This is a genomic window from Nocardia harenae NBRC 108248 (assembly GCF_001612885.1).
Classification (GTDB): domain Bacteria; phylum Actinomycetota; class Actinomycetes; order Mycobacteriales; family Mycobacteriaceae; genus Nocardia; species Nocardia harenae.
In genome coordinates, this window is record NZ_BDBH01000007.1 from 292,980 (window position 1) to 312,255 (window position 19,276).

Annotated in this window: 22 protein-coding genes; 15 read left to right on the plus strand and 7 right to left on the minus strand. The window is 71.6% G+C overall.

The features are described from left to right. Positions 1-17 precede the first annotated feature (17 nt). Complete coding sequence (locus NH2_RS30320; protein ID WP_357021309.1) at positions 18-110, minus strand: Ms4527A family Cys-rich leader peptide; 93 nt, start codon at positions 108-110, stop codon at positions 18-20. A gap of 160 nt (positions 111-270) precedes the next feature. Between NH2_RS30320 and hemW the strand changes: the two genes are divergently transcribed. After that, positions 271-1,467, plus strand: coding sequence for a radical SAM family heme chaperone HemW (hemW, locus tag NH2_RS16970; RefSeq protein WP_067654636.1), 1,197 nt, complete (start codon positions 271-273; stop codon positions 1,465-1,467). Between the two features lie 178 nt (positions 1,468-1,645). On the opposite strand, the gene NH2_RS16975 is transcribed toward hemW, so the two are convergent. Genes NH2_RS16975 through NH2_RS16990 form a run of 4 tightly spaced genes read right to left on the minus strand, consistent with a single transcriptional unit; the run spans position 1,646 to position 4,672 of the window. Continuing rightward, a complete protein-coding gene (locus NH2_RS16975; RefSeq protein ID WP_067654638.1) occupies positions 1,646-2,410 on the minus strand; it encodes an ESX secretion-associated protein EspG in 765 nt (254 codons plus the stop codon). A 13-nt stretch (positions 2,411-2,423) separates the two neighbouring features. Continuing rightward, positions 2,424-3,641 (minus strand): hypothetical protein, encoded by a 1,218-nt coding sequence (locus NH2_RS16980; RefSeq protein ID WP_067654640.1) that lies wholly within the window; start codon positions 3,639-3,641, stop codon positions 2,424-2,426. Beyond that, a complete protein-coding gene (locus NH2_RS16985; RefSeq protein ID WP_067654643.1) occupies positions 3,638-4,111 on the minus strand; it encodes a hypothetical protein in 474 nt (157 codons plus the stop codon). Before NH2_RS16985 ends, NH2_RS16980 begins: the two co-directional genes overlap by 4 nt. Positions 4,112-4,135: 24 nt before the next feature. Further along, positions 4,136-4,672 carry a DUF3558 domain-containing protein gene (locus NH2_RS16990; protein WP_084505610.1) on the minus strand — a complete coding sequence of 179 codons (537 nt, stop codon included), beginning with the start codon at positions 4,670-4,672 and terminating at the stop codon, positions 4,136-4,138. A 184-nt stretch (positions 4,673-4,856) separates the two neighbouring features. Between NH2_RS16990 and hrcA the strand changes: the two genes are divergently transcribed. From hrcA to NH2_RS17005, 3 genes are all read left to right on the plus strand, one after another. Then, complete coding sequence (gene hrcA / locus NH2_RS16995) at positions 4,857-5,888, plus strand: heat-inducible transcriptional repressor HrcA (RefSeq protein WP_067654649.1); 1,032 nt, start codon at positions 4,857-4,859, stop codon at positions 5,886-5,888. Positions 5,889-6,049: 161 nt separating this feature from the next. Then, positions 6,050-7,201, plus strand: a complete 1,152-nt coding sequence (gene dnaJ, locus NH2_RS17000; protein WP_067654652.1) for a molecular chaperone DnaJ — start codon at positions 6,050-6,052, stop codon at positions 7,199-7,201. Further along, on the plus strand, positions 7,202-7,942 hold the full coding sequence (locus NH2_RS17005) for a 16S rRNA (uracil(1498)-N(3))-methyltransferase (RefSeq protein WP_067654655.1): 741 nt from the start codon (positions 7,202-7,204) through the stop codon (positions 7,940-7,942). Positions 7,943-8,050: 108 nt separating this feature from the next. Here NH2_RS17005 and NH2_RS17010 read toward each other — a convergent pair whose 3' ends face one another. Further along, positions 8,051-9,259: an MFS transporter gene (locus tag NH2_RS17010; RefSeq protein ID WP_245650616.1), complete on the minus strand. Its 1,209-nt coding sequence runs from the start codon at positions 9,257-9,259 to the stop codon at positions 8,051-8,053. Positions 9,260-9,348: 89 nt separating this feature from the next. Here NH2_RS17010 and NH2_RS17015 point away from each other — a divergent pair, with 89 nt between their 5' ends. The 10 genes from NH2_RS17015 to NH2_RS17060 all read left to right on the plus strand — a co-directional run bounded on the left by NH2_RS17015 (position 9,349) and on the right by NH2_RS17060 (position 17,492). Then, positions 9,349-10,293, plus strand: a complete 945-nt coding sequence (locus tag NH2_RS17015) for a LysR family transcriptional regulator (RefSeq protein WP_067654661.1) — start codon at positions 9,349-9,351, stop codon at positions 10,291-10,293. 176 nt (positions 10,294-10,469) lie between these two features. Next, on the plus strand, positions 10,470-11,498 hold the full coding sequence (locus tag NH2_RS17020; protein WP_067654663.1) for a PhoH family protein: 1,029 nt from the start codon (positions 10,470-10,472) through the stop codon (positions 11,496-11,498). Between the two features lie 22 nt (positions 11,499-11,520). Next, entirely contained in the window at positions 11,521-12,075 is a 555-nt protein-coding gene (gene ybeY / locus NH2_RS17025; RefSeq protein WP_067654667.1) for an rRNA maturation RNase YbeY, read from the plus strand. Beyond that, on the plus strand, positions 12,072-13,502 hold the full coding sequence (locus NH2_RS17030) for a hemolysin family protein (protein ID WP_084505611.1): 1,431 nt from the start codon (positions 12,072-12,074) through the stop codon (positions 13,500-13,502). The genes ybeY and NH2_RS17030 overlap by 4 nt, the downstream gene beginning before the upstream one ends. Continuing rightward, positions 13,499-13,855, plus strand: coding sequence for a cytidine deaminase-like protein (locus NH2_RS17035; RefSeq protein WP_067654670.1), 357 nt, complete (start codon positions 13,499-13,501; stop codon positions 13,853-13,855). Before NH2_RS17030 ends, NH2_RS17035 begins: the two co-directional genes overlap by 4 nt. Continuing rightward, positions 13,848-14,747, plus strand: a complete 900-nt coding sequence (gene era / locus NH2_RS17040) for a GTPase Era (RefSeq protein WP_067654673.1) — start codon at positions 13,848-13,850, stop codon at positions 14,745-14,747. Before NH2_RS17035 ends, era begins: the two co-directional genes overlap by 8 nt. 144 nt (positions 14,748-14,891) lie before the next feature. Further along, positions 14,892-15,347: a hypothetical protein gene (locus NH2_RS17045; protein ID WP_067654676.1), complete on the plus strand. Its 456-nt coding sequence runs from the start codon at positions 14,892-14,894 to the stop codon at positions 15,345-15,347. Between the two features lie 31 nt (positions 15,348-15,378). Further along, positions 15,379-16,122, plus strand: coding sequence for a DNA repair protein RecO (gene recO, locus NH2_RS17050; RefSeq protein ID WP_067654679.1), 744 nt, complete (start codon positions 15,379-15,381; stop codon positions 16,120-16,122). A 138-nt stretch (positions 16,123-16,260) separates the two neighbouring features. Next, positions 16,261-17,082 carry an isoprenyl transferase gene (locus tag NH2_RS17055; protein WP_439951754.1) on the plus strand — a complete coding sequence of 274 codons (822 nt, stop codon included), beginning with the start codon at positions 16,261-16,263 and terminating at the stop codon, positions 17,080-17,082. A 17-nt stretch (positions 17,083-17,099) separates the two neighbouring features. Beyond that, positions 17,100-17,492: a hypothetical protein gene (locus tag NH2_RS17060; protein WP_157103848.1), complete on the plus strand. Its 393-nt coding sequence runs from the start codon at positions 17,100-17,102 to the stop codon at positions 17,490-17,492. A 1-nt stretch (position 17,493) separates the two neighbouring features. On the opposite strand, the gene NH2_RS17065 is transcribed toward NH2_RS17060, so the two are convergent. Next, on the minus strand, positions 17,494-18,093 hold the full coding sequence (locus tag NH2_RS17065; RefSeq protein WP_067654685.1) for a TetR/AcrR family transcriptional regulator: 600 nt from the start codon (positions 18,091-18,093) through the stop codon (positions 17,494-17,496). 102 nt (positions 18,094-18,195) lie between these two features. Between NH2_RS17065 and NH2_RS17070 the strand changes: the two genes are divergently transcribed. Further along, a complete protein-coding gene (locus NH2_RS17070) occupies positions 18,196-19,167 on the plus strand; it encodes a hypothetical protein (RefSeq protein WP_067655744.1) in 972 nt (323 codons plus the stop codon). Positions 19,168-19,276 lie beyond the last annotated feature (109 nt).

Genomic DNA, 19,276 nt, shown 5'->3' on the forward strand with positions numbered 1-19,276 from the left:
GTGCGCCGCAGGGGGGGCTAGGGTTGACACTCCGGCAGACAGCATGCACTGCAGACGCGCTTGAAGTCGACGTGGCGCCGGGCCACCAATCGAACTCCACCGTTGCGCATGCGTCCTATTGTGCCACGTCAGAGCGGTCCTCCCGACAGTAGGGGGATATTTTCCGGAAAAACGCGGAGAATTCCCAGGACCGACCGGAACAACTGTGACGCCAGTCATACGCCGACACGCGGGTCGAGCCCGTTCCGGCGCACTTGCCAGACTGGAGCGGTGAGCCTCCCCGTCCGCAGCCCCGGCGTAGCCCCCGTCCTCGGCGACTTCGGCGGCGGGCCGTTCGGTATCTACGTGCACGTACCGTTCTGCGCGACCCGCTGCGGATACTGCGACTTCAACACCTACACCGCGGGCGAACTCGGCACCGCGGCGTCTCCCGCCTCCTGGCTCGAAGCCCTGCGCGGCGAGCTGGCCGCCGCCGCCGCGGCCTTCGACGCCCTGCCCTCGGCGACCCCCGAGGTGGCGACGGTCTTCATCGGCGGCGGCACCCCCTCGCTGCTGGGCGGCGACGGGTTGGCCTCGGTGCTCGCCGCTGTGCGCGCGAACTTCACCCTGGCGCCGGAGGCGGAGGTGACCACCGAGTCGAATCCCGAGTCCACCGACCCCGCCTTCTTCGCGCGCTTGCTGGCGTCGGGCTTCACCCGGATCTCTCTGGGCATGCAGTCGGCGGCGGCGCACGTGCTGGCCGTGCTGGACCGCACGCACACCCCCGGCCGCGCCGTCGCCGCCGCCCTGGAAGCGCGCGCCGCCGGGTTCGCGCACGTCAACCTGGATCTCATCTACGGAACCCCCGGCGAGACCGACGCCGATCTGGACGCCAGCCTGGATGCCGTGCTCGCCGCGGAGGTGGACCACGTCTCCGCGTACTCGCTGATCGTCGAGGACGGCACCGCCCTCGCCCGCCGCGTGCGCCGCGGCGAACTCCCCGCCCCCGACGAAGACGTGCTCGCCGCCCGCTACGAGCGCATCGACGCCCGGCTGCACGGCGCGGGGCTGGAGTGGTACGAGGTCTCCAACTGGGCTCGCGGCGCCGACGCCCGATGCAGGCACAACCTCGGCTACTGGGACGGCGGTGACTGGCTGGGCGCCGGTCCCGGCGCGCACAGCCACCTCGGCGGGGTGCGCTGGTGGAACGTCAAGCACCCCGCCCGGTACGCCGACCGGGTCGCCGCCGGTGGGCTGCCCGCCGCCGGCTGGGAGGAGCTGACCGCCGCCGAGCGGCACACCGAGCGGGTCATGCTCACCGTCCGGCTGCGCACCGGCCTGCCGCTCGCCGATCTCGACGCGCACGGCCGGGCCGCGGTGCCCGGGGTGGTGGCGGGTGGCCTGGCCGAGGTGCGCGGCGAGCGGCTGGTGCTCACCGATCGCGGTCGGCTGCTGGCGGACGGTGTCGTCCGCGACCTGCTGGTCTGACAGTGCGGTCGAATTCCGACCTTCGCGGCTTCTCCCGTCGAGGCTGTCGCCGGCCCGTCACTCGGCCGGGTATCCGATGGCGCGACCAACCCTGACCGGACATCTCGCGATGTGACGGCCGTCCGCAACCTCCGCGAGCCGGACCGCCGGACGAAAGCGCCGTCGAACCGGCACCCCCTCAGCTCTCCTCCCGAAGCCGCTGCTCAGCCCGCCCGATCCACCCACTGAACCCGCTGACCAGGTCGGCAGTGGTAGTCGGCCGCACACTCACATGCGCTCCCCGCCGCTCGGTGTACCGCCCATCACCACTGATGTCGTACCACTGCAAGGCAGCCAGCGGCGCACCCAGCCGATTACTCGGACCCACCAGCAGAACCGCGCTTCCACCCCCATCGGCCGCCCGCCCGAGCAACCGCCGATAACGGTCTCGAGGCGTATTCCGCCCGTTCTCCTCCAGATAACTGTCTCTGCTCGGCCGCAGATCATCCGGATGAAAAGTCTCCGCCCCCGCACTGCCAGCCGCGCACCCCGGAATCGCCGCCACCAACCGGCCCGGCAAGTCCTCCACCCGGCTCATCCGCAATCGAATCGGCCCGTGCTCGGAATCGGTCCCGTACTGCACCGCGACCACCGCCCGAAAACCTGTCCGCGCCCCCACGATCCGATACTGCCGAACATCCTCCGGCCCGGTGCTCTGCCGATGCCTGCTACTCCCACCGAGAATCTCGATCCGAATCTCCGCATCGGCCAACGTGCCGAGCGCCGCATCGATCTCGTCCCGCTCATCCACCCCGTACCGCGCGAACACCGCCGCCCGATGCGCGGCGAACTCGTCCCGCAACCGGAACCGGCTGGTATACCGCAGCGGACTCGGAAACCGGTCCCGAGCGTCGTCATACCAGAGGGCCGCGAAATCATCCGTGGCCCAGCTCCACTCGGTCATGTTTCCGTGCGGTTCACCGCGGCGGCTCCGTCCGGTCGCCGCCGATCACGCCACCCGCCACCGTCCGCGGAATCTCACCGAGCAACTCGTCGGTGTTCTCCTGATTGACCAGGTAATCCGGCCGCTGATGCTCGGAATCCCCCTCCCCGCGCCCGCGCCCCGCCCCCGCGCCGAACATTCCCGGATACCCGGTAGCCGAGCGGGTTCCCTGCGCCTGCGCGGCAGCGGCCGCCGTAGCCGGAGCCGCCGTGCTCCCCGGCCCACCGGGAATGCTGCGCCCCGGCCCCGGCTGATCGGTGCTACTCGGTGAACCCGGCGAACTCGTCGGCGAGAAAGCACCGCTCGGCGTGTACCCCGGCGTACCGCTCGGCGTCGTACTCGTCGGCACCGTGCTCGCGGGAACCGTCCGGCTCGGATCAGTGGTCGCCCGCGACGTCGAATCGTCCGTCGTGGACTGCTGATTCGCTGTGCTCGGCGTCGTGCCCGCAGCCGTGGTCGCACCGTCGTCCTGCTGCTCGCCCCCGTCCTGCGACTCCTCGCTACCCTCCGGCGCGCCCTCCTCGGATTTCTCCGCATCCTCGGAACCCGGAACGCTCGACCCAGGCACCCCGCTGCCCGGCGAGGCGGTGGAACCGGGAGAATTCCCCGTATCACCGGCAGGCACATACCCGCCCGGCGGTGGCGCCGCGATATCCGGCGAAACAGTCGGACTGATCGGCGTCGGCAGAACTGGAATCTGCCCATCCACCTGCCCGAACGGCTCCACATACCGCTGCCGCATCTCGGTCCGCGCCACTTGGGTCGCCTCCGACTGCTCCCGCTGCAGATCCCACCGATGCGGCGGCCACGCCCACGATGTCCAGCTCACCTCCACCGGCTCCGGAATCGCGTTCTTCGTATCCACGATCGCCGTCGCCGCATCCCGCACCCGCGTATACATCTCCGCCAGCGCCGGGCTCAACTGCTGTGCATCCGCCGCATACTTCGCAATAGCGTCTTTCGCCTCATCGGCCGCCGGGCCGGACCACGCCTGCGAAATCGAGTTCTGAATGGACCGGGCGAATGTCGCCAGCCCCTGCTCCCACAGCTGGTGCACCTCCCAGTACTTCTGGGCCTGCTCCACCGCCTCCGTCGTATCCAGCGGATCGAACGCGTTCTTGATGTCGGGGTGCTCCCAGCTGTCCGTCTGCTCCCCGCCGCCGGGGATGCTGGACTGCTCATAAGTGGTCATCGGGCACTCCCATCGGGGAGGAGGTAGGGGCCGAGCGGCACGCCGACCGGCGGCCGGGCGGGAAGGGTCTGGTGGAGTCGATCGAATTCGGTCGCGAACGCGGAGTCGGTGTCGCTCATTCGCTGCCGCGCTATGCGGTGCACTTCCTGGATGTCTTCGACGATCTGCAGGTGCTGCTCCATGACGGCGTACACGCTGTTGTCGCCCGCCGAGCCCTTTGCCTTGGCTCTGAAACGTTTGACCACGGCGCCCGCCGACACCATGTCGGGGTTCCTGTCGCCGATGCGCCAATCATCGACGTCGGCAACCGAAACCATGATGTTCATGATGTTCTGAATGACGAGCTTGAATTCCTCGCAGTCGCGCTCGATGTAGACGAAGTCCTCGGGGCTCATTGCCACCGTGGCTGAGCCGCCGCCGACGTGATCGAGGAGGTTCTGTAGCGGTCGAGGTGTCTGCGTTTCACTCATGATCTCATCCCCCAGCTCTCCTTCTCAGACGCCGGCCGGAAGCGCGCCGACCACCTTTTCGGTGAGAGTGGTTGCTAAAGCGCAGGAATCGAGGCTTCCGGTCTTCTTGCGCGAACTCGGATTCGTCAGCAGAATCTCCAGGCTCCCCCCGGATATCTGAACATTGACGTTGCACTGCTCCGCCGGACGCTCGGTGTCTTTCCTGGTGGATATCGCCGGGCGCCCGCCCAGTGTGAAGTCACGAGCATCAGGAAAGTTGTTCGCTCGTACCATCTCGACCGTCACGTTGGTCGTCGCGATGGTCGCCGAGTAGCCGTCCACCTGGGACCACACGCACCCCCGCCACTGCAACCCCCCGGCGCCGTTGTTGTCGTTCTTCGTCTTCGCTCGCAGGCTCTCGGAGTCCAGCACGCTTTGCGGGATGTCCGAACATGGATCGAAGGCGGTCGGTGCGCCCGCGAGGGTCGTGGTGGCCGGGGGCGAATCCGAACCATCCGACGAGTCGCATCCCGCGATGACGAATACGGTAAGAGCGGCGAGAGCCGCGGTGCCCAATCGCACGAGTCCCCCTCGAAGCCGACGTCCCCCTGGTCTGGCCCGTGACGCTACCGCCGCACCGCACCCCGGGCAAGGAGCCTGTGGACAACTCTCGTCAACCCGGGCCGATCCATCCACAGCCCCGGTCCGGAACGGGAGACATCGGGGTCCGGGCACCTAGAATGGATCGCAAGCGAGGAGGTAGGCCGTGTCGAGTACCGAGGATCGTCGTTTCGAGGTTCTGCGGGCGATCGTTGCCGACTACGTCGCGACCAAGGAGCCGATCGGGTCGAAGACGCTGGTCGAGCGGCACAACCTGGGCGTATCGAGTGCCACGGTGCGCAATGACATGGCGGTGCTGGAGGCGGAGGGCTATATCGCGCAGCCGCACACCAGTTCGGGGCGGATACCGACGGACAAGGGGTATCGGCAGTTCGTGGATCGGATCGCCGAGGTGAAGCCGCTCTCGTCGGCGGAGCGGCGGGCGATTCTGGAGTTCCTGGAGTCCGGGGTCGATCTGGACGACGTGCTGCGGCGCGGGGTGCGGTTGCTCGCACAGCTGACCAGGCAGGTTGCGGTGGTGCAGTACCCGACGGTGTCCGCGTCGACGGTGCGGCACATCGAGGTGGTCGCGCTGAATCCGGCGCGGCTGTTGCTGGTGGTGATCACCGACACCGGGCGGGTCGATCAGCGGATCGTGGAGCTCGGCGCGCTGGTGGACGACGAGGATCTGGCGGCGCTGCGCGCGCTGCTCGGCGGCGCCATGGACGGCAAGCGCCTGGCCACCGCCTCGGCGGCGGTCGCGGCGCTGCCGGAGAATGCGCCGGGGAAGCTGCGGGACGTACTGATCCGGGTGTCGACGGTGCTGGTGGAGACGCTGGTCGAGCATCCGGAGGAGCGGCTGGTGCTCGGCGGCACCGCCAACCTGACCCGCAATGCCGCCGATTTCGGGCTGCCGGGTTCGCTGCGCACGGTGCTGGAGGCGCTGGAGGAACAGGTGGTGGTGCTCAAGCTGCTCGCGGCCGCGCAGCAGCCGGGCACGATCACGGTCCGCATCGGCGAGGAGACGCAGGTCGAGGAGATGCGCGGGACGTCGGTCGTCACCACGGGGTACGGTGCGGCGGGCGCGGTTCTCGGTGGCATGGGGGTGCTGGGGCCGACGCGCATGGATTACCCGGGCACCATCGCCTCGGTGGCGGCGGTGGCCCGCTATATCGGCGAAGTGCTGGCCGGACGCTGAGGTCCGATCGGGCTTTCGGGGACTCCGCTGCCGGGCCGCGCGCCCGAGCGGATAAAGTTGAGTGCATCCGACTAAGGCCGGTGTCGGGGCCCGGCCCGGCGGCGTGTGCCGCGCGGACCGGCCGGCACCGGTAAACGGCGACCAAGGACTAGAGAAGCGAAGTGGCACGGGACTACTACGGACTGCTCGGCGTCGCGAAGAACGCGACCGATCAGGAGATCAAGCGCGCCTACCGCAAGCTGGCTCGGGAGCTCCACCCGGACGTCAACCCCGACGAGGCGGCGCAGGCGAGGTTCCGGGACGTGTCGACCGCCTACGAGGTGCTGTCCGACCCGGAGCGGCGGCGCATCGTCGACATGGGCGGTGACCCGCTGGAGAACGGCGGCGGGGCGGGCGGCTTCTCCGGGGCTGGCTTCGGCGGCCTCGGCGACGTCTTCGAGGCCTTCTTCGGCGGGATGAACGCCTCGGGGGGGCAGCGCAAGCCGCGTGGCCGGGTGCAGCCCGGCGCCGACTCGCTGCTGCGGACCCGGCTCAGCCTGGCGGAGTGCGCGGTCGGCGTGACCAAGCACCTCACCGTCGACACCGCGATCCTCTGCGACCTGTGCCACGGCGCCGGTACCAACGGGAATTCCAAGCCGGTGCGCTGTGAGACCTGTGGTGGTGCGGGCGAGGTGCAGTCGGTACAGCGCTCGTTCCTCGGCCAGGTGCTCACCTCGCGGCCCTGCCCCACCTGCCGCGGCGCGGGCGAGACCATTCCGGACCCGTGCAACAAGTGCGGTGGCGACGGCCGGGTGCGGGCCCGTCGCGAGATCGCCGCGCCGATCCCGGCCGGTGTGGCGAACGGCATGCGGGTGCGGCTGGCCGCGCAGGGCGAGGTCGGCCCCGGCGGCGGGCACGCGGGTGATCTGTACGTGGAGGTGGTGGAGCAGCCGCACGACGTCTTCGTCCGGGACGGCGACGACCTGCACTGCACCATCCGGGTGCCGATGGTGGACGCCGCGCTCGGCACCACCGTGGTGATCGACACCATTCTGGACGGACCGACCGAGCTCACCATCACGCCGGGCACCCAGCCAGGCGAGGTCTCGGTGCTGCGCGGGCACGGCATGCCCAAGCTGCGGTCCGGTGCCCGCGGCGACCTGCTCGCGCACCTGGAGATCGTGGTGCCGGCCAAGCTGGACGGCAAGCAGAACGAGCTGCTGCGCAAGTACAAGGGGCTGCGGGAGCGCGATCGGGCCGAGGTGGTCTCCGCGCAGTCCGAGCACAACAGCGGGCTCTTCGCCCGGCTGCGGGCGTCGTTCAGCGGTCGCTGAGTGGCCGCGACGGTCTTCTACCTGGGCGAGATTCCGCCGCCCGGTGCGGTCGCGGTGCTGGACGGGCCGGAGGGGCGGCATGCCGCGACCGTGCGGCGGATCCGGGTGGGGGAGTCGATCACGCTCTCCGATGGGCGGGGGGTGGTCGCGGAGTCCGAGGTGGTCGCGGCGGAGAAGGGGCGGCTGGAGCTGGCCGTTCTGGATCGGCGGGTGGCCGAGCCCGTCGTGCCCGCGGTGACGGTTGTGCAGGCGCTGCCCAAGTCGGATCGGTCCGAGCTGGCGGTGGAGCTCATGACCGAGGCGGGGGTGGATGTGATCGTGCCGTGGCAGGCGGCGCGGTGTGTTGCCAACTGGGACGGGAAGGCGGCGAAGGGGGTCGAGAAGTGGCGGGCGGCGGCTCGGGCCGCGGCTCGGCAGTCGCGGCGGGCCTATATCCCCGAGGTCGGGGAGGTGCGGCGGACGCGAGACGTGGTGGAGTTGGTGCGGGCCACCGTGGCCGAGGGGGGAGTGGTGGCGGCGTTGCACGAGTCCGGGGCGGGGCGGTTCACGGCGCTGCCGTTCGAGGCGGCGAAGCGGGTGGTGTTGATCGTCGGGCCCGAGGGTGGGTTGGATGATGCGGAGATTGCGGCCTTTACCGAGGTGGGGGCTTTCGCGGTGGTGCTCGGGCCGACTGTGCTGCGGACGTCGACCGCAGGTGCCGTTGCGCTCGGTGCGCTCGGTGCGCTCACCTCGCGCTGGTAGGCGTGCGCCGCGAGTGCGCCGGGCCGCTCACGGGCGGCACAGCGGCGCACAGCGCGGCTCGATCAGCGGGTTCGGCTTCAAGGCGTCCGGTACTCCTTGCCGGAGCCTCTACCGACTCACCCCGGCCAACTCGACCTCCACCGTCGGCACACTCCGCTCACCGCGGATCACGATCACGACGGCACCAGCCGCCAGCACCAACAGCACCCCGACCCCGGCAACCAGCCCACCCCACCCGAACCCTGCGAACGCCAATCCGGACAACCCGCCGAGCACCGCACTCCCCAGGTAGTAGCAGAACAGGTACAGCGACGACGCCGCCGCGCGGTTCCCCCGTACCGCCGCGACCCCGACCCACGCGCTCGCCACCGCGTGCGCCCCGAAGAAACCAGCGGTGAACAGCAGAATCCCGGCCAGCACCAGCGGCAGCCGATCCGGCAGCGACAACGAAGCCCCTGCGGCGGCGAGGCCGACGGACCACGCCAGCACCGGCCCGCGCCCGAAGCGATCGGCGAGCCGCCCGGCGGTCGTCGAGGCGACGGTCCCGGCCAGGTACAGCGCGAACACCAGCCCGGCCACGCTCGCGGGCAACCCGAAGGGCTCGGCGAGCAGCCGGAACCCCAGGTAGTTGTAGACCGAGACGAACCCGCCCATGAGCACGAACGCCAGGGTGAACAGTGCGAGCAGCTGCGGCTCCCGCAACTGCGCGGCCAGATCCCGCCCGACCCCGGAGGTGCGCGGCCGGAACCCGCGCGAGGCGGGCAGCACCCGCACGAACCACACCGTGCACAGCGCCCCGACCACCGCGATCAGCGCCTGCGCCCAGCGCCACGAGGTGTGGTCCAACGCGAAGGCGGGGATGAGCCGCCCGGTGAGCCCGCCGAGCGTGGTGCCGGAGACGTAGACGCCCATCGCGGCACCCAACCGGCTCGCGTCGATCTCCTCGGCGAGGTAGGCCATCGCCACCGCGGGCACCCCGGCCAGCGTGATGCCCTGCACCGCGCGGGCGGCGAGCAGCACGTCCAGCGTCGGCGCCAGGGGCAGCAGCAATCCGATGACGCAGGAGAGCGCCGCGGACCACACCATCACCCTGGTCCGCCCGAACCGGCCGGAGAGCGCGCTCACCGGAATGATCGCCAGTGCCAGGAAGCCGGTGGTGAGCGAGACCGCCAGCGCCGCCTGCGCGGGCGCGACCCCGAACGCCGCCGCCAGGCTCGGCAACAGCGCCTGCGCGCTGTACATCGAGGCGAAGGTGGTCAGCCCCGCCGCGAAGAGCGCGGTCACGATCCGCCGCTCCCGTCCGCTCGATCCGCTCATAGCGCCAGCCTGCGCCGGGCGCGATCGGCAAAGGAAATGCATAATCGAGCACAAGTTCATGCACTGGCGGCATTAGCAGAGGTGACAGCGTGCTCGGTGACGATCTGACGTGGTTCATCACACTCGCCGAACTCGAGCACGTGGGAGCTACCGCCGACCGGCTGCACCTCGCGCAGCCCACGCTCTCCCGCATGCTGGCCAGGCTGGAGCGCAGGCTGGGGGTGCGGCTCTTCGACCGGGTGGGCAAGCGGCTCCGGCTCAACGAGTTCGGCCGGGCGTACTACGAGCACGCCCGCCGCGCCCGGATCGAATTGGACGCGGGCGCGCGGGCCGTCGCCGACCTGGCCGACCCGGCCGACCCGGCCGAGGGCACCGTGCGGCTGGCCTTCCTGCACTCCTTCGGCAGCTGGCTGGTGCCCCAGCTGGTCGGTGACTTCCGCAGGCAGGCGGGGCGGGTGACGGTCTCGCTGCACCAGGACGCGGCGGGCACCATCACCCGCATGGTGCTGGACGGCGAGGCCGACCTCGCGCTGACCTCGCCGCGCCCGGCTGAACCCGGGCTCGGCTGGTCGGGCCTGCTGCGCCAGCCGCTGGTGCTCGCGGTGCCCGCCGGGCATCGGCTGGCGAACCGGCGCCAGACCGGGCTGGCCGAGCTGGGCGGCGAGGACGTCATCGCCATGCGCGCCGGCTACGGCATGCGCCGCCTGCTGGACGAACTCGCCGCGGCGGCGGGGCTGCACCCGCGCATCGTCTTCGAATCCAGCGACCTGGTGACGGTCACCGGACTGGTGGCAGCGGGGCTCGGGGTGGCGCTGGTGCCGCTGGAGGATCCGCCGCCCGGCGCGACCCCGAGCCCGGCGGTTGCCAGGGTGCCGCTGGCCGATCCGGGGGCGGTGCGCGAGGTCGGGCTGGTGTGGGCCGCCGACCGGCCGATGCCGGAGGCGGCTCGCCGCTTCCGCGCGGCCATCCAGGGCTGGGCGGCGCACCGTTCGCCGGGGGCATATTCCCTGTCGGCTGTCGGTGCCGGGCGGTAAACTGCGAGTCGGGAAGGGGCCGGATTGCGCGAGCGGCAGACCCCGCCCCACCCCCGGTTCCCCGAGATCGAAAGAGGCTGCGGCGACTTTTGCGAACACCAGACGAATTCGGCAACACTTCCGGAGCCCCGGCCGGCCCGGGCGCCTCCGGCAACGACGACAACGCCGCTCCGGCCATGAAGAGCGTGCGCTCCAGCCTCGAACTGGCCCCCGAATCGGTGTTCCCGCTCCTCGGATCGGCGGATGAGAATCTGCGCGAGCTGGAACGGCTGCTCGAGGCGGATATCCACGTCCGGGGCAGCTCGGTCACGCTCACCGGCCGCCCGGCCGAGGTGGCGCTCGCCGAGCGGATCATCGGCGAGCTGGTCTCGCTCACCGGCAAGAACAAGGGCATCACGCCGGACACCGTCCGGCACACGGTCTCCATGCTCACCGAGGGCAGCGAGGAGTCCCCGGCCGAGGTGCTCAGCCTGGACATCCTGTCCCGGCGCGGCAAGACCATCCGGCCCAAGACGCTGAACCAGAAGCGCTACGTCGACGCCATCGACACCAACACCGTGGTCTTCGGCATCGGCCCGGCCGGTACCGGCAAGACCTACCTGGCCATGGCCAAGGCGGTGCAGGCGCTGCAGACCAAGCAGGTGAACCGGATCATCCTCACCCGGCCCGCGGTGGAGGCGGGTGAGCGGCTCGGCTTCCTGCCGGGCACGCTGAACGAGAAGATCGACCCGTACCTGCGGCCGCTCTACGACGCGCTGCACGACATGATGGATCCCGAGGCGATCCCCAAGCTCATGGCGGCCGGCGTGATCGAGGTGGCGCCGCTGGCATACATGCGCGGGCGCACGCTCAACGACTCCTTCATCGTGCTGGACGAGGCGCAGAACACCACGGCCGAGCAGATGAAGATGTTTCTGACCAGGCTCGGCTTCGGCTCGAAGATCGTGGTCACGGGCGATGTCACGCAGGTCGACCTGCCCGGCGGGGCGCGGTCCGGGCTGCGCGCGGCCACCGAGATCCTCACCGATATCGACGACATCCACTTCGCCCAGCTCACCAGCAGCGATGTGGTGCGGCACCGGCTGGTCTCGGAGATCGTCGACGCCTACGACCGGTTCGAGTCGGAGGTGCGGCCGCCGGTGGGGGCGCACTACCCGGGCAACCGGGCGCAGCGCCGAGCCGCGAGCCGGGGAGACCGGCGCTGACCCGATTGCCTACCCTGTTCGGGTGAGCATCGAGATCGCCAACGAGTCGGGGTTCGACGTCCCCGAAGAGGATCTGGTGGGCGTCGCGCGCTTCGCCATCGCGCGCATGGACGTCCACCCGGCCGCCGAGTTGTCGATGGTGCTCGTCGACCTGGACACCATGGCCGACCTGCATGTGCGCTGGATGGAGCTGCCCGGCCCCACCGATGTGATGTCCTTCCCGATGGACGAGCTGGAGCCGGGCGGGCGCCCGGACAGCCCGGAGCCCGGCCCGTCCATGCTCGGCGACATCGTGCTCTGCCCGGAGTTCGCCGCGGGGCAGGCGCGCAAGGCCGGGCACTCGCTGCAGCACGAGCTGGCGCTGCTCACCGTGCACGGCGTGCTGCATCTGCTCGGCTACGACCACGCCGAGCCGGACGAGGAGAAGGAGATGTTCGCCCTGCAGGCCCGGCTACTAGAGGAGTGGTACGAGAGCCTGCGCGAGGCGCGCTACCGCGCCGAGCTGGCCGAGCGCGACACCAGGCTGCTCGGCAAGACCGGCTTCACCACGCCGGGCGAGAAACCGGGGCAGGCGTGAGTTCCGCGACCCTGATCGTGCTGGCGGTGCTGCTCGTGCCCGCGGGCGGGCTCTTCGCCGGGCTGGACGCCGCGCTCAACACCGTCTCCAGGGCGCGGCTCGACGACATGGTGCGCGCCGAGCGCGCCGGCGCCGCCCGGCTGCTCCGGATCATGGACGACCGGCCGCGCTACGTGAACCTCATGGTGCTGCTCCGGGTGCTCTGCGAGATCACCGCGACGGTGCTGCTCGCGGCCGCGCTGCTCGACGTCTGGGCGGACGGTTTGGCGCTGCTCGGCACCGCGGTGGTCATGGTGCTGGTCGACTACGTGGTGATCGGCGTCGGGCCGCGCACCCTCGGCCGCCAGCACGCCTACTCCATCGCGCTCGCGGCGGCGCTGCCGCTGCAGCTGATCGGCGTGCTGCTCGGCCCGGTGAGCAGGCTGCTCATCCTGATCGGCAATGCCATCACGCCGGGCCGCGGCTTCCGCAACGGCCCGTTCGCCTCCGAGATCGAGCTGCGCGAGGTGGTCGAGATGGCCGGCGAGCGCGGCGTGGTCGCCGATGACGAGCGCCGGATGATCCAATCGGTCTTCGAGCTCGGCGACACCGCGGCACGGGCGGTCATGGTGCCGCGCACCGAGATGGTCTGGATCGAGGCGGACAAGACCGCCGCCCAGGCCATGTCGCTGGCGGTGCGCAGCGGCCACTCCCGGATGCCGGTGATCGGCGAGAACGTGGACGACATCCTCGGCGTGGTCTACCTCAAGGACCTGGTGCCCTATGCCGACCGTAGCCGCAAGGTGAAGGTCCGCGAGGTCATGCGCCCGGCCGTCTTCATGCCGGACTCCAAGCCGCTGGACAGCCTGCTGGACGAGATGCAGCGCAGGCGCAACCACATGGCGCTGCTGGTGGACGAGTACGGCGGCATCGCCGGGCTGGTCACCATCGAGGACGTGCTGGAGGAGATCGTCGGCGAGATCGCGGACGAGTACGACATCGGCGAGACGCCGCCCGTCGAGGAGCTCGGCGACGGCCGCTACCGGGTCTCGGCGCGGCTGCCGGTGCAGGATCTGGCCGAGCTGTTCGGGGTGCAGATCGCCGACGAGGAGGTCGACACGGTGGGCGGGCTGCTCGCGCACGAGCTGGGCCGGGTGCCGCTGCCCGGCTCCAAGGTCACCGCGCACGGGCTGGTGCTGCGCGGCGAGGGCGGCCCGGACGCCCGCGGCCGGATGCGGGTGCAGACCGTGGTGGTGCGCCGGGACAAGGCGTCCGGCGCGGAGGAGCAGGCCGAGGCGCCGCGCGAGGGCGAACGCGGGCGCAAGGAGCGGGGCGCCGACAAGGGTGGCCGCCGGAAAGACCGCGGCGAGGCCGCGGCGGCGGAGGCAGCGCAGAACGGATCGAGCCGCACCACGACGGCCGACCGCGACCAGGAGGGATCCCCATGACCGAGCTCGACGCCGAGGACACCAAACTGCTCACGCTCGCGCGCGGGGCGATGGGCCGGACCGGAGGCGCGGCGGGCGCGGCCGTCCGGGACACCGACGGCCGCACCTACGCCGCGGGCGAGGTGGCGCTGCAGGAGCTGCGGCTGACCGCGCTGCAGGCCGCCGTCGCGGCCGCGATCTCCAGCGGCGCCGAGGGTTTCGAGGCCGCCGTCGTGGTCGGCGGGCAGTTCAAGGACGCCGGGGTGCCCGCGGTCCGCGAGGTCTCGGCGAGCGCGCGGATCGTCTTCGCCGACCGCTCCGGCTCGGTCTTCGACATCGTCGACGACGCCGCGGCCGAGGTGTCCGGTGCCTGAATTCCGCTCCGGCTTCGTCTGTTTCGTCGGCCGCCCGAACACCGGCAAGTCGACGCTGACGAACGCGCTCGTCGGGCAGAAGATCGCCATCACCTCCTCCCGCCCGCAGACCACGCGGCACACCATCCGCGGCATCGTGCACCGCGAGGACGCGCAGCTCATCCTGGTGGACACGCCGGGGCTGCACCGCCCGCGCACGCTGCTCGGCGCGCGCCTCAACGACCTGGTGCGGGACACGTACTCCGAGGTCGACGTGATCGCGCTCTGCATCCCGGCGGACGAGAAGATCGGGCCGGGCGACCGCTGGATCGTGCAGCAGATCCGGCAGATGGCGCCGAAGACCACGCTGCTCGGCGTGGTCACCAAGATCGACAAGGTGAGCCGGGACGAGGTGGCGGCGCAGCTGCTCGCGGTCTCGAATCTGCTCGGACCGGAGGCCGAGCTGGTTCCGGTCTCCGCGGTGCGCGGTGAGCAGGTCGAGGTACTGGTCGAGGTGATCGCCTCGAAGATGCCGGAGGGCCCGGCCTTCTACCCCGACGGCGAGCTCACCGACGAGCCGGAGGAGACCCTGATGGCCGAGCTCATCCGGGAGGCCGCGCTGGAGGGCGTCCGGGACGAGCTGCCGCACTCGCTGGCCGTGGTCATCGAGGAGGTGGTGCCGCGCGAGGACCGGGACGACATGCTCGACGTGCACGCCCTGCTCTACGTCGAGCGGCCGAGCCAGAAGGCGATCATCATCGGCAAGGGGGGTTCCCGGCTCAAGCAGGTCGGCACCAGCGCCCGCAAGCAGATCGAGCACATCCTCGGCACCCGGATCTACCTGGACCTGCACGTCAAGGTGGCCAAGGACTGGCAGCGCGATCCGAAGCAGCTGCGCCGCCTCGGATTCTGATCCGAGGCCGTTTCCCGCCCCTGCGCCGCCCCCGCGCCGCCCGATCCGTTCCGCCACCCGCCCCCTTGGCGCACAATGGTGCTCTGCGAGATCCCGATCAGGTTGCCGCGCAGCGCTATTCGCGACCGAGGTTGGGGGGCGGAGATGACCGATCTGTACACCGGGCACCCGGCGTTCGATGCCGTCGCCGGGGAGCTGGCCGCGGTCGCCGAACGGCACCGCGAGCTGCTCAGGGACGCGGTGGACGCCTACCGCCTGCGGATCGGGCACTGGGTGCGCTACCTGGACCCGGAGGACCGCGCGCTGCGGCTGGCCCAGGCCGAGCGGCACCTCGCCGACCTGCACATCGACCCGGTGCGCCACGCCGACCTCGACCTGGACGCCTACCGCGCGGTGCGCGACGGCGTGCCGATGCGGTACGCGAGCGAGCACGGCGCCTTCCTCCGGCCGCGCGATGCCGGGCCGCCGGTGCTGGTCCGCCCCGGCTCGCCGGAGCACCGGCTCGGCGTGGTCGCCCGGCTGGCGGTACTGGGGCAGACGCTGGAGCAGATCCAGGTGGTCGCGGTCACCGCGACGATGGGGGTGCCGCCGGTTCGCTGACGCTGTCCCCGGTCCGTGCGAGGATGGGCCGGTGCGTTCGTATCGGGATGAGGCGGTGGTGGTGCGCCAGCACAAGCTGGGCGAGGCCGACCGCATCGTCACGCTGCTGACCCGGCGCAACGGCCTGGTGCGGGCGGTGGCGAAGGGAGTGCGGCGCACCGGCTCGCGGTTCGGGGCGCGGCTGGAGCCCTTCGCCTACGTCGACGTGCAGCTGTATCCGGGGCGCAGCTTCGACACCGTCACCCAGGTGCACACCGTGGAGGCGTTCGCCGCCGACATCGTGGCCGACTACGGCCGCTACACCACCGCCTGCGCGGTGCTGGAGACGGCGGAGCGGCTGGCGGGCGAGGAGCGCGCGCCCGCGCCCAAGTTGCACGCGCTCACCGCGAGCGCGCTGCGCGCCGTCGCCGCCGGGCAGCGGCCGCACGAGCTGATCCTGGACGCCTTCCTGCTGCGGGCCATGGGGTTCGCGGGGTGGGCGCCCGCGCTGGACGAGTGCGCCAAGTGCGCCACCCCCGGCCCGCACCGCGCCTTCCACGTCGCCGCCGGTGGCGCGGTGTGCGTGCACTGCCGTCCACCGGGGGCCTCGAGCCCGCCGGAGGGGGCGCTCGAGCTGCTGGTCGCGCTGCTGCGCGGGGAGTGGGAGAAGGTCGAGGCGGTGCCTGTTTCGGTGCGCTCGCGGGCCAGCGGGCTGGTCGCGGCGCACCTGCAGTGGCACCTCGAGCGCAGGCTGCGCACCCTGCCCCTGCTGGAGCGCACGCCCTCGGCCCACTGAGCCCGCCCCGGCAGGCGCTCGGCCACATCGACGCGGGGCCTGCCTCGCCGTTCCGTGAGCGGGTGCCGCGCGCCGCAGTGCGCGCCGTCCGGTGGGAGGCCGCTACACCGGCCCGCGGGCATCGGGCAGGATGGGGGCGTGATCCTCCGTCGCGACTCTTCAGGGTCCGGAACGGGCAGCGCACTGTCCGACGGCCCGCGCACCGTCCGCCCGCCGTCGCCGCACCCCTCCGGCGCCCGTCCGCCGGAGCTGCCGCCGGAGCTGGTGCCCGCGCACGTCGCGCTGGTGATGGACGGCAACGGCCGCTGGGCGCAGGAGCGCGGGCTGGCCCGGACGGCGGGGCACGAGCGCGGCGAGGCGGTGCTCATGGATACCGTCGAGGGCTGCATCGAGATCGGCGTCAAGTGGCTCAGCGCCTACGCCTTCTCCACCGAGAACTGGCGGCGCAGCCCGGACGAGGTGCGCTTCCTCATGGGCTTCAACCGAGACGTCATCCGCCGCCGCCGGGACGAGATGCACGAGATGGGCGTCCGGGTGCGTTGGGCCGGGCGGCGGCCGCGGCTGTGGCGCAGCGTGATCAGGGAGCTCGAGGTCGCCGAGGAACTCACCAGGGACAACACCGTCATGACGCTCACCATGTGCGTCAACTACGGCGGCCGCGCCGAGATCGCCGACGCCGCACGGGAGATCGCGCGCCGGGTGGCGGCGGGCGAGCTCGACCCGGAGAAGGTCGACGAGGCGACGGTGGCCCGCTTCCTGGACGAGCCGGACATGCCCGACGTCGACCTCTTCCTCCGCCCCTCCGGCGAGTTCCGCACCTCGAACTTCCTGCTCTGGCAGTCCGCCTACGCCGAATTCGTCTTCCAGGAGACGCTCTTCCCCGACTTCGACCGCCGCAACCTGTGGGAGGCCTGCCTGGCCTACGCCCGCCGCGACCGCCGCTTCGGGGCCGCCAAGTGAGCGAGCTCGACCCCGCCATGGAGCTCAAGGCGTCGGCGGGCGCGGTGCTCTCCGTCTACGACGTCGACGTGCGGGTGGACAACGACGGCTCGCTGCGCTTCGACTACGAGGGCGCGCTCTGCTCGCTGGACGCCGTCACCCTCGCGCCGGGGCTGGACGTGCTCACCCTGACCTGCGTGCTCGCCTGGGACCGCCCGCTCAAGCCCGCGCTGCACAAGCGGGTCGCGGAGCGCAATGCGACGCTGCAGTTCGGCTCGATCGTCGTGGTCGCCAGGGAGAAGCTGGCCGACGTGGTGCTGCGCTACACCTTCCCCGCGGTCGGGCTGGCCGACGGCGCGCTCGGCACCATGCTGCTGCTGGTCCTCTCCGGCGCGGGTAAGGCGCGGCAGGGGCTGGTCGTTCCGGCCTGAGTCAGCCGGGGCCGTAGGGGAGCAGGGCGCGCACCCCGCGCTCCAGCGCCGCCGGTTCCAGGTCGCCGACGATGAGGAACTGCAGCAGGAAGCCGGGAAGCAGCCCGAACAGGGTCGCCGCCACGGCGTCCAGATCGGCGTCGGCGGGCAGCCACCCCTCCTCGGCCATGCGCTCCGCGTACTCCCGCCACATCTCGCGGATCCCGGTCATCGCCAGCTTGACGTAGCCGGCCGCCTGAGGGTCGGTGAGCGCCAGCGTCCAGGCCTGCGGCGCCAGCCGCAGCCGGCCCTCCAGGCCGGTGTTCTGCGACATCCACGTGGTCACCGCGCCGACCACCGCGGCAGGGGTGGGCAGCGGATCGCGGCGGATGGCCTCGATCAGCACCGCCCTGATATCGGTCCCCGCATTCGAGGCCAGCGCCGCGACCAGCTCGTCCTTGCTCTTGAAGTAGCGGTACACCGCACCGGCCGAGAGCCCGGACTCGGCGAAGACGTCCTGCATCGAGGACTGGTGGAAGCCCTTGCGCGCGAAGCAGCGCTGCGCCGCGTCCACGATCTGCTGCCTGCGGCGCTCCAGGTGTTCTTCGCTGACTCTCGGCATGGCTCCAAAGTAAAACGGATATTCGTTCTTGACAACCACGCGGTGGGGTGCGACCGTTGAGCCACCTTAAAAGAACGAACATTCGATTTATGGGGAGTGGTCATGAACATCCCGCAGCGCGCGGTCGCCGTCGGCGTCGGAGCGGCCCTGCTCCAGGCGCTCATGCTGATCGCCTTCGCCTGGCCCGCCGTGCACACCACGCCGCGCGACCTGCCGGTCGCCGTCGCCGGGCCGGGCGCGGCGCAGATGGTCGAGCGGCTGGGGCAGAGCAGCCCGGGCGTGCTGGAGCCGCGCACCGTCGGCGACGAGGCCGCGGCCCGCACCGCGCTCACCGAGCACGAGGTCTACGGCGCGATCCTGACCGGGCCGCAGCCGCGGGTGCTCGTCGCCTCGGGGGCGAGCCCGCTGGTCGCGCAGCAGCTCACCCAGCTCGCGCAGCAGCTCTCCGGTGCACCCGCGGCCACCGCGGTGGAGGATGTGGTGCCGGCCGATCCGGACGACCCGCGCGGCGCCGGCTTCGGGGCCATGGCGCTGCCGCTGGTGATGTCGGGGATCGCGGCCGGGGTGCTGCTCAGCCTGCTGGTGCCGACGGCGGTGGGGCGGTTCGCCGGGGTATTCACCTTCGCGGTGGCCGGTGGGCTGCTGAGCATGGTGATCGTGCAGGGCTGGCTGTCCATCCTGCCGGGGGAGTACCTGATGCTGGCCGGGGTCGCGGGGCTGGTCTCGCTCGCGGTGGCGGGGGCGGTGGCCGGGCTGGCGACCGCGATCGGCCGGGCCGGGATCGGCATCGCCGCGCTCACCATGCTGCTGGTCGGCAATCCGTTCTCCGCTGCCACCTCGGCGCCGGAGCTGCTGCCGCAGCCGTGGAGCGCGATCGGCCAGGCGCTGCCGCCGGGCGCCGCGGTCTCGCTGCTCCGCTCGGTCGCCTTCTTCGACGGCGCAGGCGCGGGCGGGCCGCTGCTGGTGCTGCTGATCTGGGCGGGCGCCGCGCTGGCGCTGTTCGGGGTCGGGGTGGTCAGGGAGCGCGGCGCCGCCGAGCCCGCGCCGGAGCGCGCGGTCCCGCAGCCGGCCTGATCGGGCGAGTGCCGAGCGGGTCCCGCTTCCCGGAGCGGGGCCCGCTCGCGGTGTGCGGCCGGTCCGAACCGGTGGCAGGCGGGGCCGGTTCCGCAGACCGCTGCACGCG

Excerpts from the sequence above, each read along its gene's own strand:
- NH2_RS30320 (WP_357021309.1), bottom strand. The coding sequence starts at position 110 with ATGCGCAACGGTGGAGTTCGATTGGTGGCCCGGCGCCACGTCGACTTC.
- NH2_RS17020 (WP_067654663.1), top strand. The coding sequence starts at position 10,470 with ATGAAGAGCGTGCGCTCCAGCCTCGAACTGGCCCCCGAATCGGTGTTC.
- NH2_RS17035 (WP_067654670.1), top strand. The coding sequence starts at position 13,499 with ATGACCGAGCTCGACGCCGAGGACACCAAACTGCTCACGCTCGCGCGC.
- NH2_RS16985 (WP_067654643.1), bottom strand. The coding sequence starts at position 4,111 with ATGAGTGAAACGCAGACACCTCGACCGCTACAGAACCTCCTCGATCAC.
- NH2_RS16980 (WP_067654640.1), bottom strand. The coding sequence starts at position 3,641 with ATGACCACTTATGAGCAGTCCAGCATCCCCGGCGGCGGGGAGCAGACG.
- NH2_RS16975 (WP_067654638.1), bottom strand. The coding sequence starts at position 2,410 with ATGACCGAGTGGAGCTGGGCCACGGATGATTTCGCGGCCCTCTGGTAT.
- NH2_RS17060 (WP_157103848.1), top strand. The coding sequence starts at position 17,100 with ATGGAGCTCAAGGCGTCGGCGGGCGCGGTGCTCTCCGTCTACGACGTC.
- NH2_RS17010 (WP_245650616.1), bottom strand. The coding sequence starts at position 9,259 with ATGAGCGGATCGAGCGGACGGGAGCGGCGGATCGTGACCGCGCTCTTC.
- NH2_RS17070 (WP_067655744.1), top strand. The coding sequence starts at position 18,196 with ATGAACATCCCGCAGCGCGCGGTCGCCGTCGGCGTCGGAGCGGCCCTG.
- NH2_RS17065 (WP_067654685.1), bottom strand. The coding sequence starts at position 18,093 with ATGCCGAGAGTCAGCGAAGAACACCTGGAGCGCCGCAGGCAGCAGATC.
- NH2_RS17045 (WP_067654676.1), top strand. The coding sequence starts at position 14,892 with ATGACCGATCTGTACACCGGGCACCCGGCGTTCGATGCCGTCGCCGGG.